This window comes from Flavobacterium psychroterrae, assembly GCF_018380615.1.
Lineage (GTDB): Bacteria > Bacteroidota > Bacteroidia > Flavobacteriales > Flavobacteriaceae > Flavobacterium > Flavobacterium psychroterrae.
Map to the genome: position 1 here is coordinate 199,748 of NZ_JAGYVZ010000003.1, position 16,702 is coordinate 216,449.

The following is a 16,702-nucleotide window of genomic DNA, read 5'->3' on the forward strand; positions in this document are numbered from 1 at the left end:
GCAATTTGTAGTTAGTATTCTTGCTTCCCCGTGTCAAACATTTGCCACAGATTAAAAAGATTCAAAGGATTAAAATCTGCTCAATCTACAAAATCTGCGTGAAAAAATTTATAATGAAAAAGTTTTTTCACCACAAATTGCACCAATTTTCGCAAATTAAATTCGTGGAAATTTGTGCAATTTGTGGTTAGTATTTTTGCTTCCCCGTGTCAAACATTTGCCACAGATTAAAAAGATTCAATGGATTAAAATCTGCTCAATCTGCAAAATCTGCGAGAAAAAATTTATAATGAAAAAGTTTTTTCACCACAAATTGCACAAATTTTCGCAAATTAAATTCGTGGAAATTTTTGCAATTTGTGGTTAGTATTTTTGCTTCCCCGTGTCAAACATTTGCCACAGATTAAAAGGATTAAAATCTGCTCAATCTGCAAAATCTGCGAGAAAAAATTTATAAGAAAAAAAGTTTTTTTACCACAAATTGCAGAAATTTTCGCAAATTAAATTCGTGGAAATTTGTGCAATTGCTTCGCCTGTTTGGTATCGGGCGGGTCGTGGCGAATATTTTACCTCAACCAATTACTTCCAAAAACCACATAATACGCCCAATCTTCGGGACCTTTTGCTACATCAACTCCCATACGGAGTTTGAATTTTCGGGCGAGTAAATACCTAAAACCTGATCCGTAACTGTAGACAACCGGTTTTGCAAAAGCTTTATCCCAGTCGTTAAAAGCGCTTGCAAGTCCGCCGTAACCCATAAGGCTCCATCGTTTATAAAGATCCCATCGCAATTCGCTTTCAAAAATCAAGCTCGTTTTTCCCTGATATCTTCCGGCAGGAACTCCTCTTAAATTAATTCCGGGCAACATATAAAATGGTGGATTTCCAAAGGCTTGTTCACCTTCAAAACGAAGTCCGCCAATTAATTTTTTGGTTATGGGATGATAGCCAATTGCGGATAAATTCAATCGCCAGGAATTATAATCACTTCCCAAAGCTTTATCTGACCAAAAGAAATCTGATTGCAATCGGATTCCTTTATCGGGCGTAAAAATATTATCCCGACCATCAAACTGAATCGCGGCTCCTAACTGACTTATGGTGCTTTTAATATCTTTGGGCTGTATAAACGAAGGCAAATTTTCTGTAGGTAATTTTATATCTGAGTGTAAAAAAAGATATTGCGGTCCTGCGCTCCATTTTGCATTATTAAACTGTTTTAGCCATTGTGTATAAAACGAATAGGATTTAAAATTTAGTTTAAATTCTAAATCTTTTCCACTTGGCATATTTTCATAAAAAGACAAATTCATATCGCCATATCCCGCCATTACGCGATATAATATCTTTGGTTTTACTAATGTTGCAGAACGAAATGCGCCTACAAGCCAGCTTTTATTACCGGTGTACATTCCGGCTCCTCCGGTAATATCCGGATTTATAAATCGTTTTTTGCCATTTTCATCAATAACAGGCGCACGCTTTTTAAGAAAAACAGGAACAATGGCGCCGCCAATTCCGCCCAAAGCAGGTTCTGTAATAACGGTAGGAATGACAATAAAACCATGTGCATAAATAATATAATTGCTTAAATCTATGGCTCCGTCTATAGAATCTCTTAAACTAATATGTTGTTTTTGAGCTTTAATTGTAGTAATCGGTAATAGAAAAAAGATATTTATAAGAAGGAATTTCGGGAAGAGTTTTATGTTTTTCATAGTAACATCTGAATATTTATTTTCTATTTAAACAACTTTAGAATTATCGAATTCTTAAAAAACATTCATTAAAAGCAATTATTTAAACACATAGTCCCGATAGCTATCGGGACATAGGTTCTAAATGTCAAAAAAAGAACTTAAAAAAGAAACCAATTTCTCTTGCATAGCAAGCTTTGTGTATTTTAAATAAGTGAACGCTTTTATTTAACGAAAAAAATCTATGTCCCGATAGCTATCGGGACGATGTGTTAAAAATTCACAGAACTTGTACATTATTTTTTCTTTAAACTAAATACGTGCGCAAGCGTTAGGAAAAAAGTATTTCCCTGAAATCTGTTTACAGCTTCAACCTCAGCAATCCATCGAAATCCTGCCGAAGTACTGGATTTTATATGATAATAGTTGAGCTCAGCGCCAATTCCGCCAACTCGATCTTTGGTAGTTTGAATATTTCCAAAAACCGGAACCGGAATTTGATCGTTAGTTACTTTATATTGTAAATAATAAATCAATCCTGCATTAAGCACTCCTTTTGGAGCTGTTTTTTCGGTATTCATTGCATAAAATGTTTTTCCCAAACCACCTTCAATACTTAAAAGATCTCCGGTTTTAATATCGGTATCTTTTTTTCTTCCATTCATTTCATAAGAGGCTAAAGCTGAAAAATGAAACGTTTTTTTATCATTAAAAAACAAGGTTGTTCCTGCCGAAAGTTCATTCATAAACATTCCTAAACCGCTATTGTCAGAAGCTCCTAAATCAAATTTTCCTGTTGGTAAATACACTTGGTAGCTAAAAACAAAATCGGCTCTTTTATGGTGCCAGCCCAATTGAATGGGTACAATATAAGTATCTGTCAAGGCAAAAGGACTTTTTGAATCTATGGTATTTCCCTGAATTCTATTTGATGCAAAAGCCAGTAAAATTGTTGCTCCATAATTTGCTCCCAGGATTTTGAAATCACTTACATAGGTTGCGCCAACTCCCGTAATAAACATATTAAGATCAGGATTTGCGACAGACTTATCGCCATCAGCATTTCTTAAAGAGGATGCCGCATAAAAATATCCCGGCACATATACACTCAATGTGTTTTCTGGTGTTTGAGTTCCGGATTGTAATCCCATTGCGCCTAAAATATGTCCGCCTTTTAGTTGTGCATGGCTAAAAAAAGAAAGAAACAAAACTAGTAATGTAAAAAATGATTTTATGGTTTGTCTTTGCTTATTAAATTTTGCTTTCATAGTGGTTATTTTAAAATTAATGAGACTCCATAACTTCATTTTACAAACTATTTCTTTTAATTTGAAGCTTGTTTAAGATAATAAGTATTGGTTTTCTCAGGATTAAATCTAATTACTTTGAAATATTCAGAAGGCGATTTTCCTGTATGTTTTATAAAAGCTCTAAAACAGGTTGTTCTGGATTTAAACCCGGAACCCCACGCCATGCCTTCAAGCGATAAATCTTTCCATTCAGGATCGTTTATTTTTTCCTTAAAATATTCTATCCTTTTTAGATTGACATAATCCTGAAAATGAAGATTAAATTCTGAATTGATTAAATTGGAGATGTGATGTACTGATATTCCTGTTTCATCAGAGATATCGCGTATTACTAAATCCTTTTTCAAAAAAAGCTCTTTTGATGCAAAAAGACTGTCTAATTTATGGAGATACAATGATTTTTTTTCAGGAGTTAATTCTTTAACGAGCGGTAATGTTTTACTCTCACTTGCTTTTATCACGATTAATTTTTCTTCTATAAACTCGGTATTTTCAGTTGCATCATAAAATATCTGCGGTTTAAAATAGAGCCAGCCTACGGTAAAAACTAAAACAGAGGATATTAATATGTAACACGAAAAATCAATGCTGTCAACACGGGTAATCAAAAAATAATGTACAAAAAGTGTCGAAAATAAAAATAATATTACCAAATTATAAAGTCTGATCCAGCTCAAAACCTTGATGCGGTTAAAATGATTTTCCTTAAATTTTTTCAAGTCATAATTCAAAATCATCATGGTCTGGCAAAAGGAATACAAAAGCCAAATGGTAAGACTCAACATTGAAAAAGGACTGTTTATTTTTAAGGAAACATAATCAATTATTTCAAGATTGGTAAAATTGCCTATCCAAACAAAAAGACTTAAACTGAAATATATTATAAATGGCAAAAAATGCAGCCAATCGTATTTTCTAAAAATTCTATCAGAAAACAAAATACTTCTTACGTAAAGAAAAGCAGAAGGTGCAACCAAAAAAATAAATGATTTTGTGACCATAAATAAATCAGGAAATGCTTTAAAATTAGTAGCCGACAAATAAAAATTATACACACTAACTACCGCAAGACTGAACAAAAAGAGTCCCAGAAAAAAACTTTTTGAGTAATTTTTTTTGGAAAAAAGAACCATAAAGGATGTCGCAAAACCAATTATTGTAGCTATAAAAAAGAAAAGCGAAAGGATTATATCGACCATGAGTTTTAAGCTTTAGTTTTATTCTGTATATTCCTTTACTTTTAAAGAAATTCAAAAAGAATTCGTCGGCAATAATGCTGTACTTATCTGATAGTAATAAGTACAGCTATTTAAAAAACAATTTTTTAACCTATTTTTTTACTGCTCCGGGAGGAAATCCAGCCAGTATTTTTTTGATAGAGCCTGTAACAAATTCGTCAGGATTGTCTGGTTTGCTGTCAATTTGAGCATTTCCTATTCCTTGCCAAATCAGTTTTTGAGTTTTTGACGATACAATGTCAATTATAAGTGAACCATCAACATAATCGTAGGTATTAAATGTTGTATTGGCACCGCCCATCATAGCGCCGCCGCCCCAATATCCATACGGACGATACATTCCTCCGTATCCATAAAAATCAGTGTTTGCAGATACTGATGTTTTATTTTTTAAAATAGTAACTGCATTTACTTTTAAATCCGGATTATTGGTTGTTTCTGTAAAACCTTTGCTGATCAATTCAGCACGAATTGCTTTTGTAATTCGATCCGCATTTAATTGATTTATTTGACCTTCCTGTGCTTTTAAATCATAAAATGCAAAGGTTTTGTATTCGCCAAAATTCGCTGCATGATCATAATCAGTTGTAACTTTTACAGTTGGAGAACAGCTGTAAATCAAACCCAAGATTAATAATACTGGGATTATACGAAGATTCTTTCTTTTAATATTCATGGTGTGGTATTTAAATTAATGATCTAATTATTTTTACTTACAATTATTAAAACCTGCCTAAATCCTGAATATACGTTAAGTCATGTTAAATATTTGTTACTTATTTTGTAAACAATTATCATACAAGGTATTACTCAACACCCAAAGATAAAATATTTTTATTTAAATGACAGGTTTGAAGTATAAAAATTCTTACTTTATTTACTTATAACAATTATTCAAATTAAACTAGACTCCCTATTCATTATTGAAAGGTTAGACTTCTGCAGAGATAGGCAATCTTCCTTCTTTTACTGCTGCTAGCAATTTGTTATAATCTAAATCGTTTTGATTGGCGTATGAAATGGAGAATCTGGAAATTGCATTGGCAAATTCATCACTTTTGCCCATATAACCTGATAGTACTGATGGATCTCCTGTACGTGCATGTGCTCTGGCAAGGGCCCAGCCACAGGCTTTTGCATAATCATTCATGTTTTTGGCTTTCATAATTTCAATAACCGGTTTTACTTTGGCATCGCGAAGCTGACGGATATAAAAAAACTTATTATTATCGTCATTCGTCCAGCCTAAAAACATATCCGATGCGGATTGCATCAATTTTTGACCTCTCACAATGCGTTCGCCCTGATGCGTGTATTTACTTTTTGCTTTTACATTTTCTTCTAATACACTTTTTCTGGCTTCTTTAAACTGTAAAAAAATAGGTTCTCCCGTTGCTGACATTAATAAACTAATGCCGCAAAGTGTTCCCACGCTTCCTACGCCTACCACCTTAATTGCGATATCATGTAAATTGTATCTGCTTAACAGTACTTTTTTTTCATCAGATAATGTTGTCAAATATTTATTATGAATTGCTTCTGCGTCTAGCAATATTCTTTTTCCTTCATCTCCTATTGGATGATAAATCAATGGCGGATCATCTTTTATTCGTGCACGCGATCCTTCCTGATAGGTCATTTTTGCAAATTCTTTTTCATGAGCGGTGAATTCTCCCGCTTTTTTTATTCGCTTATGCTGAAATGATTTTATATCCTCGTCTTCTCCTCTTTCAATTAATTCGGCTAAATCAATATCTGCATACCAAATTTGTAGTGCCGACAATTTACTGTATTCTAACATGTGGCGTTTGTAACTGTCGGCTACATTCCAGGCAAATTCCTTACAGGTTTTATTTGGGAATTTTCTCCATCTTCCGGCAATTACAAAACTTGTGGCTAATCTTTTCAAATCCCATTCCCACGGACCGGGAAATGTTTCATCAAAATCATTAATGTCAAAAACCAGTTTACGTTCCGGAGTTGCAAATCCGCCAAAATTCATCAAATGACAATCCCCGCAAAGCTGAAGATCAATTCCGGTATTTGGCGTTTGGGATAAATCAGCCGCCATAATTGCGGCAGCTCCTCTATAAAATGCAAATGGCGATTCCATCATTCTGGTATAGCGAATAGGCAATAAACTTTCAATTCTTCCAATGCTGGTTTCTATTAAAATATCGATAGGATCTTTACGTATTTCAGATGGCTCCCATTCCTGATGAGTCGAACGGGGCGTAATTTTTCTGATCGCAACGCCTTTATCAAAACGCTCTAATTTTGATGCTACAGGATCAAATAAATTATCTCCTTTATTTTCGACTTTTTCTATCATAAAAACTATTTTACTATCTTATTTAACTTGTTCCGGTTGTGGCGCTTTCCAAGTTCCGTTCAATATTGATTCTTTCGGACCATAAATTCTGATCAGATAATAAAATGCATCTTTTGGTGCTGGTAACCAGTTTGACTCCTTTCCTTTTGGAGCTTCATGCTGAATGTAGATTATCAAATCACCGTTAGTTTCATATTTTAAACCTGTTGTTCTGTCTCCAATAGAATATCTGTTTATGGAATTGTTCACTAAATAACGACTTGGCAATTCATACAGCGTAATACTCCAGAAATATTGATCAGGAGGCGTTTGTCCTTTTGGAAAACGGATTACATATTTACTTTTTCCCGATAAAAAGTTGTTTGCTTTATCAGATCTTGTCCCGATATAAACAGCTTCTTGTTTTGTATTTCCAAATAAACCTGCAGCTGCGCCCAAAGCTCTTTTGTTGTAATCTCCGTTGATCATTTCACGGGTTCCGAATAAATCTGTTGCGTTTGTCAGTTTATCAGTTCCTTCTTTTAATTCTTTTCCAGCTTCCTGAGCTCCTTCAGTAATGGCTTTTAAAACTTCGGGAGTATAATTTTTAGGATCGAATTTCTTTCCCGGAACAATTCCTATTTTTGCAAATTTTGCTCTTAAATCTACTTCGGAAGGATTTACAGAAGTATATTGCAATAAGTTATTGGTCAAGCCAATAAATGCTGCCGAACCTAAATCAGCCTGTTTAAATTCAGGATAAGGCAATGTAAATTCTTTATGAGAAGGAGCAGCTTCTTTTGTAAATTCATGCAGCAGACTCAGTTTATATTGCGATTGCAGTTTTTTTACATTTTCAATATCGCCCGCCGCCATTTTCAATTCGGTTCTTCCTAATAATGTAACCAAATTCGTTTCTGACTGAATTATTTTATCAATTCCCGCTGGTTTATCTCCTTTCCAATCTGGGCCGGCGATCAAATATTTACCTGCTTTATCTCCTGTTGCACGACTTCCCACATAAGCAAAATTGAACGTATACAAATCAATAAACTGAAAGGAATAATATCTGTCTTTTACCTCGGGAACTTCCAAAACAACCGGTTCATCTGCCAGATTCAAAATTGCCCAGGAATACGGCGTATCGTTGTTTGGCGTAATTACAGCGGTATCCGAAGGTGTGAAAATTTTATCATAATGTTTGAATTTATTAAAACCTCCGGCATAATCCGGATAAGTTTTATCCAAAGCATACAAACGCATACTTCGATAATTTGTAGCCAACGGAAATGCATAAGTCCAGGCTTCTTTTGCTATGGCTTTCGCCGAATCTGCTGATTTTGTGATTGCAACTTGTGTCTCTTTTTCATCGCTTGTTATTTCTTTCTTTTTACATGAAAAAACAGAGATGAAAACGAATGCTAAAAAGAGTACTTTTTTCATTTTACTTTCTTTTAATTATTAGAAAAACTGCTTATTTCACTTCCTTAATATCATCCATTTTCCAGCTTTTATCAAAATAAGCTGTTGTTGGTCCGTAGAAACGCATGTAGGTAAACCAATGTTTTCCCGGTAATGTCTGTACCCAGTTTTTCTCTTTTCCTTCCGGTGCTTTTGGTCCAAAATATAAATCTACAGATCCATCTGCATTTTTTATTAAATCCTTACGGGAAGATAAATCGGCATTTTTTTGAGGATTATCAATCAAACAGCGTGTTGCCGTATCGTAAATGGTAATCGACCAGAAATTAACTGCCGGAGGATTTGCCGGAATATTTAGTGTGTAATTTTTAGCACCATCTAACCAGTTTCCGTTATTATCATAATAAGAACCTAAATAAGCCTGACCTACGTTTGGTGTTTTAGAAATCATGGCTTTAGAATAGGTAACAGCTTCATAGAAATAAGAAGTTCTTTCGAAAAACTCGTCATAATTCTCTGCATGTTGCGACGGATCTTTGATGATCATTACATAATCCCATTTTTTATCCGGCCAGTGTTTTACATCTGCAAAACGTTTATTGAAAGAGTTTGCCATTGCCATTTGTTGTCCTTTGGCAGCAGCTGCGATTAAAATTTTCTTCTGATGTTCATCCGGAGCAAAAGGTTTTCCTTTTTCGATTCCGAGATTTCTAAGCCATGCCATAAAAAAACGATCACGTTCTTCGACTGGTTCATTTTGTAAAATCGCATGAAAACGTTCCCAATAAGCAATCCCGGTTGGCTGAATTCCGTACCACTTTTTTCCTGCCGGCGGACTTACAATTTTTGTTGGAGTAGGATTTGCACGTTTATCATACGGATAAATTTTTACCTGTTTTATTAAGGTTTCAGTGGCTTTTGGATCCGGATCTAAAGCCCTGAATCCAAAAAACATATTTACGGTTGTACATGGAACTATAAAATATCCCGCAGGTTTAAAGTCTTTCATTGTTGGCGGAACTAATATGTATTTTCCGCCTTTGCCTTTATCAGGTCCCATTTCTCCAATCACTGCTTGTTCGCGTTGCCAGAAATCTCCCAATCCTCCCGCAGTATGTCCGGCAGGCATTTCGATAACCGTTGGTCCGTTTGCTTTCAAATCAATAAAAGACATGATGTAGGGCGTTGTAGCATTTCCGGTCAGAATTCCTAAACGGTCATTATAAGTGTTATAAAAAACAAGATCATTACTTGTTGCGTTGAATGTTTTATAATGAATTTGCTGCCATTCGGCGAAAGCCACAATGGGCAATCCCCATAAATAACATTGTGTTGCTTGTTGAAAATCCATCTCGTCAAACAAAGCGGGAATTGATTCTTTTGAAGGCAATTCGCCATCCATTTTAATTTGAGTTCCATATTCAGAAACTGAAACTGATGTGGAATCTGATGGTGATGTTTCGTTTATTATTTTCTTTTGCTCACATCCGACATTTAAAATCAGAGAAATTCCAGCAATAAGAATTAAGCATTTATTTTTCATGAGATTTGTTTTTTGGAGGTTATTTTTTTTCTTCAATAGGAGCCGGAAACCATTTTCCATCAAGAACTTCTTTTTTAGAAACATACATACGCATGGTTAAAGCAAAACCTTTTCCTGCGGGAGTTGGCAGCCAGTTACTTTCTATTGCACTTTTTGGCAATGTTGAAGCAAGCCAAATACTTAAAGAACCGTCAGGATTTTTCTTTAAACCGGAAACATTATTCAGATTATATCTTTTTAATTTATTGTCAACCACTCTATAATCCGGAACACTATATAAAGTTACAGACCAAAATGCATTGACCATTAAATCCGGAAGTGCTTCTTTTGGAAATTTAATTTCATAGATTTTATCACCACTCAATAATTGTTTATTACTATCTGTAAGTCCAACAAAATAAATTGCTTCTTCGACTCTGTTCGCCCATAAACCACCATAATTAATGATATCTCTTGCCAATACATCATCGCCAAAATTACCCGCTGCGTAGGATACTGACCATCCGCCTTTTTGAGTTCCAAAACCTTTTGCTCCTGCCAAAAATGCCGGAATACCTTTTGAAGTCACTATTTCATCAACATCTGATTTGGCTTTATCATTTGTTTTTCGATAGGCTTCAACTGCTGCAATTTTTGCCTGATATTCTTTTGCTTTTGGCATTAGATCCGGATAAGAAACAATTACTTCTTGTGAATTATCAAATATTTCTCCACCTATTGGTTTTTTGGGAGTGAAATCAGGAATTTTAATTGGTGGTGCAATTTTGATTCCATCAGGAACATCAAGCGTAAATTGTTTTTGAAGTTTTTGTGCAATAGCTGGAGTTCCTTTTAACTCTACTCGCGCGAGCATTTTTACTTTTTCTGATGGTAATTCGATTTTTACAGCACCAGAAGGAATCGTGGGATTTGATCCTTTTAAAACCAAAGCAAATTTTCCGTAAGGTGTTTTAGGAAAATTACGTTCATTGATATTCACAATTACTTCTCCCCAACCGTCTAATAATTGTGCAGTGTAATAACGTCCTTCAATTTTTGGAACGTTTAAAATAACTGCATGAGCTGCATCAACCGCAATCCAGGCTTCGAGATAAGCAACGTCTAAATTTGGATTTACAAATTGCGCTGAACCAAGCGGATTGTATTTGATTTTATTGTATCCCACTTTTTCTACATTGATGTCATGGTTCTCCTGCTGAATTACGAGGTATCTTGCATATAAATAAATATAGGCATCGACAATATCCTGATCTGTAGGAACTGCATTTGTAGATGAAATTGTTGTTACTTCATCTGGATTTGATGTTTCTTTTTTACAGCTAATGAATAGGAAACTTACAACTAATATAAGAAGTGCTTTTTTCATGGAAGTAATTTTAAAAAATTGAAAATGATTTTTTTATGATCCCGGAAATACAAAAGCCACAACAGCTCTTAATCCCCAATCAGGTTTACTTTCATGCGGACCAACAATTGGAATCAAGGGCATAATAGCAAACTGAACTACCTGATCGCCTAATTTAGTAACAGCGCCAATTGAAGGATTTAAGGAAATCATAGTAGTATTGGCTTCCCAGTTTTGAGTTATTTCAGCATTTACACCTAAACTGGCTCCGCTTTTATAACTGTGCGACATGAAAATTTGAGTATAAAAGCTATTGAAATCAGCACGATCTTCATTTCCTGCAACAGACCAAATTTGATTCGCCAGAAAACCTACAGAAAGTCCTTTGCCCTGATGCATTACCAGTACACTTGGACCTACTCCAAATTTTTCTGTTCCTAAAAATTTATCAGTAGCGGTTGGAATTAAAAAAGCGGGTCCAAACCCAAAAATAATTCCCTTTGTTTTAGGTGCAAAAAAAGCAGTAACAGTAGCATCGCTTAAACCAAATTGATGTGTATTCTCGCCCGTAATATCACGTTGATCAACTACAGGAAGAATATAACGCGTTATTAAATTGAGGTTATCACTTAATTTGAAAGGCACTACAGGTTGAATATTAATAGTATATTTTGACCCATTATAAGGACCAATACCATAACTAAGATTATTTTGTAACGGAACACTAATTAAACTCGCAACCGGATTGGCTAATTTATCTGCTAACTCCTGAGCACTTGAGCCCGCTTTTGCAGCTTCTTCTTGTGCAAATGCTGCGAAATTTAAAAGAAAAAATGTTACACTAAAAAATAATTTGATGCTATTTTTTGGTATTATAGATTTCATAATTAAGACTTTAAAAAGATTTCGTAGTTATTTTTAGAAAATCAAAATGAAACAACTTTTAAAGTTGAAAGCTGTTTCATTTTACTTCTCACTAATTCAAATTATTTATCTGGAAATATCTTTTTCCAGTCGTCTTTCATACTTATTACGTGATACTTATATTTAGCAGCAGTATTTAATGATAAATTATCTTTTTCCTCATAATTGTATTCTCTTACAGCATCATTGTGATTGACAATCATTTGAAATGAAAGATATTTGCTTCCCTGAGAATATCTTAACATGGCAAGATCTCCCGCTCCACCTTCGTTTCCGCATGCAAAAACAGGTCGCTGACCAATGTGTAATTGTATTCCAACAGGTTTTCCTTCTTTATCATTTAAAAGATCTAAAGCAGGTTCTCTCTGAATGCTGTTTGTTGCATCATCAAATTTGTATTTGAAAGAAGTTCCCACCACCTGATCTTTTGGAATTCCATAAAAATCAGCTGATATAGAACGAACTAATTCTATTGTTCCTCCGGTTACAATAAAAGTTTTGAAACCGTTTGCGCGTAAATAATCCAGTAGTTCTAATTGCGGTTGATATCTAATTTGTTTTATGGGAACATTTTTTCCGGGATATTGAGCTCCTGCAAAAAATTCTTTTGTTCCGGCTTCAAACTCGTCTTCGGTCATACCGGTATGTGTTGCAGCTATCAATTCAATCAATGCTTTTTCTCCTCCTGTTTCAAAATACGTTTTATCTTTTTCAATAACGGCTTTAAAAGGTTGTTTTTGAGCTAAGGCAGGATTGGCTTCAACCATTTTTTTGACTCTGTAAAAAGCAAATAATTCCTGAACATACGGTTTTTCAGCCCAAAGAGTTCCGTCATTATCAAAAGTGGCAATTCTATCTTCAACCGGAATAAAATCCGGACTTCCTTTTTTGGTTACTTTCGTTACATAAGAAATAATTTCTTTTTTTAAAGCACCATCATTCCAACTTGGCAGCGGATCTGATGATTTTACAAAATTTGTATCATCAAAAGTAATTACTGTTATAGTATTACCAGCTTTTGTAAAAGAAACCAGCAACAAAAAAAATAAGGGCAATATATATATTTTCTTATACATGATATTGATTTTGAAGTTATTGAAAAGCTTGAGTTATGGGGCAACTCAAGCTTTTATTTTTACTCTTGATATTTTATTTTTTCTTTGGAGCTGCTTCTGATGCTTTTAGCTGTCCATGTAATTTAATTGCGTCCAGAGTTTCTTCCATAATTGTTGCAGGAGAAAAACTTGGCGGGATCGCTCTTGGAGGATATTCTTTGAAAGTTCCTGCAAATTCAGCTACTTCGGCAATAAAATCATAGCCATAATATACGTGATTTAAAATCCAGTCCCAATAAGTATTAGATGTTATATCTGCTCTCTCGAATGGATCCTGGTATAAATTGTACATTTTTTGAAGACGTAGTTTTGTAAATGGTTCTCCCCAAAGTGCTAAAGTTCCAGGTGAACGCTGCTCTGCAAAAACAGATTTATAATCTCCTTTTCGCATAGCTACAAGCATACCATCATCATCAGAATAGAAGAATTTATTTCTGGCGCTATTGGGACTTTTCCCTTCCAGATATGCTGATTGATCATATCCGTCTAAGTGTACTTTATAATTAAGTCCATTGGCTTTATATCCTGTCAATAATTTTTTTGTCAGGTCAGGTTCTCCGGCAATTGCTGCCAATGTTGGCATCCAGTCATTATGTGCCATCATTTGGTCACTAGTCTGTCCCGGTTTGATTACGCCAGGCCAGCGTACTAAACATGGAACACGAAAAGCACCTTCCCAGTTGGTATCTTTCTCAGATCGAAATGGTGTCATTGCCGCATCTGGCCAGCTGTTCATGTGTGGTCCATTATCTGATGAATATACTACGATTGTATTATTGGCAATTCCTAAATCGTCTAATGCTTTTAAAAGATCTCCAACCGTCATATCGTGTTCGATCATACCATCGATATATTCACTGTCTCCATGTGTATATTTTCCTCTGTGTTCTTTTCTTACGTGAGTACGCAAGTGCATACGTGTGGCATTGTACCAAACAAAAAATGGTTTTCCTGCAGCATTTTGTCTTTTGATATAATCAATAGCGGCAGCAGATGTTTCATCATCTATGGTTTCCATTCTTTTTTTAGTAAGCGGACCTGTATCTTCAATTCTTTGTTTTCCAATTTTTCCAAAACGAGGATCTACGGTTGCGTCATCACTACTTGTGGCTACACATTTTAAAACTCCTCTTGGACCAAATTTTCCAAAGAAAGCAGGATCTTTAGGATAATCTGCCAATTCCGGTTCTTCTGATGCGTTTAAGTGATATAAACTTCCAAAATATTCATCAAATCCATTTACTGTTGGAAGATTTTCATTTCTGTCTCCTACGTGGTTTTTACCAAATTGACCTGTTGCATAACCCAGGTTTTTCATGACACCTCCAATAGAAGGATCTAATTGATTCATACCCATTGGAGCTCCGGGATATCCTACTTTAGTTAAACCTGTACGAATTCCCTGCTGACCTGTTAACAACGCAGCGCGTCCCGCTGTACAGCTTTGTTCTCCATAATAGTGTAAAAATTTAATTCCCTCATTACCAATTCTGTCAATATTAGGAGTTTGATATCCCATCAAACCATTGCTATAAGCACTAATATTACTTATACCAATATCATCTCCCCAAATTATTAGTACATTAGGCTTTTTTGTATCCTGAGCCTGTACTTCAATAAATGAAAAACAGGATAATGCAAATAGCATTATCGAATTTCTAAATCCATTTTTAAGTCTACTTTGTTTCATGGTAATAAAATTTGTTAATAATTTCTTTATCATTGTAAATATAAGAAAAATAGTACAAATAAATGTTTGTTAAGAAATTTAGTTGGGTTTGTTTCACTTTATAAAATTCTTAGAGCAGGGGAATTTGAAACAAGAATTTTCTTAACTTTTATTTAACTTTCTCAAAATTAACTACTAAAAACCCAACAATAGCATTTATAAGGTCTGAGATTGTTTCATTTTATAAAATGAAACAATAAAAATGTTTTATTTTCCCGCATAATGTTGCATGTTATAAAATGGAACAACAAAAATCACTTAATTAGGAAGTTAGATTTATTTTTTTATTTTTAAAAAGACGCAAGTGAGGTATACAATTTAAATGTTTGTCCTTTTTATTTAAATTTTTAGTGAAATTAGATAACAAACAAGATTGGATGTTTGGGGAATATTTTAAGTTTAAATTTTTCTATTTTAATTGTAACTTAAAAATGCATTTTAACGGTTATAGTGAAAAATAAAGAGATAAAAATCATTTTTTATTTAGTGTGATTTTTAAAAGTTAAAAGTTAGAATTTCTAATAATAAAAAATCAATAACTATGATTCATGTTTAAATTTTATACAAAAGTTTACGACAAAAAAAAGCCATCAAATATTTGATGGCTTTTATATAATCTTAAAAGAAAAATTATTCTATTTCAGAAACTCTCATGGTATTTACCATTCCTTTATCTTTAATTGGCATAGCTGCAAGGTTGATTAAATAATCTCCTTTTACAACAAATCCTTTTTCTCTTGCTATTTCATTAACATCTGTTACAGTATCATCTGTACTTTCGTCTTTATCGTAGAAGTATGATTTTACTCCCCATAATAAATTCAGTTGTGTTAAGATTCTTCTGTTTGAAGTAAACACTAAAATATGTGCTGATGGTCTCCAAGCCGAAATTTGGAAAGCTGTATAACCACTATTTGTTAATGTACAAATTGCTTTGGCTTTGATTTCATTAGCCAATAAAGCTGCCTGGTGACAAACAGTTTTAGTAACAAAACGTTTTGTTTTAATTTGTGGTGTATTTTGTGGAACCTGAATAAGCGGAGAATCCTCAACAGCCTCACAAATTTGAGTCATTTTTTGAATAACCTGAACCGGATAGTTTCCTGTAGCAGTTTCTCCAGACAACATTACAGCATCAGCTCCATCCATTACAGAGTTTGCAACGTCATTTACTTCAGCTCTTGTTGGTGTTAAACTTGTAATCATTGTCTCCATCATTTGAGTCGCAACGATAACAGGAATTCTTGCAATTTTAGCTCTGCGAATCAAATCTTTTTGAACTAAGGGTACTTCGTGTGCAGGAAGTTCAACTCCTAAATCTCCACGTGCAACCATTAAACCATCACAATAAGCGATAATTTTATCTATGTTTACAAGAGCTTCCGGCATTTCTATTTTAGCAACAATCGGAATTTTATATTCTGAATGTTTAGCAATCAATTCTTGTAAATCTTGTAAATCGCGAGGTGTTTTTACGAACGAAAGAGCGATCCAGTCTACTTTTTGCTCAATAGCAAAAATAGCATCTGCAATATCTTTTTCAGTCAAAGCCGGTAAAGATATTTTAGTGTTTGGAAGATTAACTCCTTTTTTAGACTTTAATTCTCCACCCTGAATAACTTTAGCAACAACCTCAGTCTTTTTATCAGTAGAAATAATTTCGAAAATCAATTTACCGTCATCAAGCAAAATACGCTCTCCAGGGTTAACATCATTTGGGAAATTTTGGTATTTCATGAACACTTTTTGAGCTGTTCCTAAAATATCTTCTGCAGTTGTAAAAGTGATTAAATCACCATCATGAACTACAGTTCCTTCTTCCATCACACCAACTCTAAGTTTAGGTCCCTGTAAATCTCCAAGGATTGCAGTTGTGTAACCAAACTCTTCGTTAAGACCTCTAATGATACCAATTTTCTCTTTTACTCCTTCGTAATCAGCGTGCGAAAAATTAACTCTAAATACATTAACCCCTGCATCGATCATGTCTTTGATGATCTCTCTCGTACCACATGCAGGACCAAGTGTAGCTACAATTTTGGTTTTTTTGTTTGTTAACATTTTT

Annotated in this window: 12 protein-coding genes; all 12 read right to left on the bottom strand. The window is 34.2% G+C overall.

Annotation, left to right across the window (positions count from 1 at the left end; translation table 11 throughout):
- Positions 1–566: 566 nt before the first annotated feature.
- Complete coding sequence (locus KHA90_RS04765; protein ID WP_213295950.1) at positions 567–1,721, bottom strand: BamA/TamA family outer membrane protein; 1,155 nt, start codon at positions 1,719–1,721, stop codon at positions 567–569.
- Between the two features lie 275 nt (positions 1,722–1,996).
- Positions 1,997–2,968 (bottom strand): SphA family protein, encoded by a 972-nt coding sequence (locus KHA90_RS04770; RefSeq protein WP_213295951.1) that lies wholly within the window; start codon positions 2,966–2,968, stop codon positions 1,997–1,999.
- A gap of 56 nt (positions 2,969–3,024) precedes the next feature.
- The gene (locus KHA90_RS04775) at positions 3,025–3,987 is read right to left on the bottom strand and encodes a helix-turn-helix domain-containing protein (RefSeq protein WP_244860251.1); all 963 of its coding nucleotides are present in this window, start codon (positions 3,985–3,987) and stop codon (positions 3,025–3,027) included.
- A gap of 352 nt (positions 3,988–4,339) precedes the next feature.
- The gene (locus tag KHA90_RS04780) at positions 4,340–4,924 is read right to left on the bottom strand and encodes a DUF4136 domain-containing protein (RefSeq protein WP_213295953.1); all 585 of its coding nucleotides are present in this window, start codon (positions 4,922–4,924) and stop codon (positions 4,340–4,342) included.
- 255 nt (positions 4,925–5,179) lie between these two features.
- Positions 5,180–6,580: a DUF2252 domain-containing protein gene (locus tag KHA90_RS04785; protein WP_213295956.1), complete on the bottom strand. Its 1,401-nt coding sequence runs from the start codon at positions 6,578–6,580 to the stop codon at positions 5,180–5,182.
- 18 nt (positions 6,581–6,598) lie between these two features.
- Positions 6,599–8,002: a DUF1254 domain-containing protein gene (locus tag KHA90_RS04790; RefSeq protein ID WP_213295959.1), complete on the bottom strand. Its 1,404-nt coding sequence runs from the start codon at positions 8,000–8,002 to the stop codon at positions 6,599–6,601.
- A gap of 31 nt (positions 8,003–8,033) precedes the next feature.
- Positions 8,034–9,524, bottom strand: a complete 1,491-nt coding sequence (locus KHA90_RS04795) for a DUF1254 domain-containing protein (RefSeq protein WP_213295961.1) — start codon at positions 9,522–9,524, stop codon at positions 8,034–8,036.
- A gap of 19 nt (positions 9,525–9,543) precedes the next feature.
- Positions 9,544–10,890, bottom strand: coding sequence for a DUF1214 domain-containing protein (locus KHA90_RS04800; protein WP_213295963.1), 1,347 nt, complete (start codon positions 10,888–10,890; stop codon positions 9,544–9,546).
- A 33-nt stretch (positions 10,891–10,923) separates the two neighbouring features.
- Entirely contained in the window at positions 10,924–11,754 is an 831-nt protein-coding gene (locus tag KHA90_RS04805) for a hypothetical protein (RefSeq protein WP_213295964.1), read from the bottom strand.
- Positions 11,755–11,855: 101 nt separating this feature from the next.
- Entirely contained in the window at positions 11,856–12,869 is a 1,014-nt protein-coding gene (locus KHA90_RS04810) for an HAD family hydrolase (protein WP_213295965.1), read from the bottom strand.
- Between the two features lie 73 nt (positions 12,870–12,942).
- Positions 12,943–14,598 carry an arylsulfatase gene (locus KHA90_RS04815; RefSeq protein ID WP_213295966.1) on the bottom strand — a complete coding sequence of 552 codons (1,656 nt, stop codon included), beginning with the start codon at positions 14,596–14,598 and terminating at the stop codon, positions 12,943–12,945.
- A 669-nt stretch (positions 14,599–15,267) separates the two neighbouring features.
- Positions 15,268–16,698, bottom strand: a complete 1,431-nt coding sequence (pyk, locus tag KHA90_RS04820) for a pyruvate kinase (RefSeq protein WP_213295968.1) — start codon at positions 16,696–16,698, stop codon at positions 15,268–15,270.
- Between the last annotated feature and the right edge of the window lie 4 nt (positions 16,699–16,702).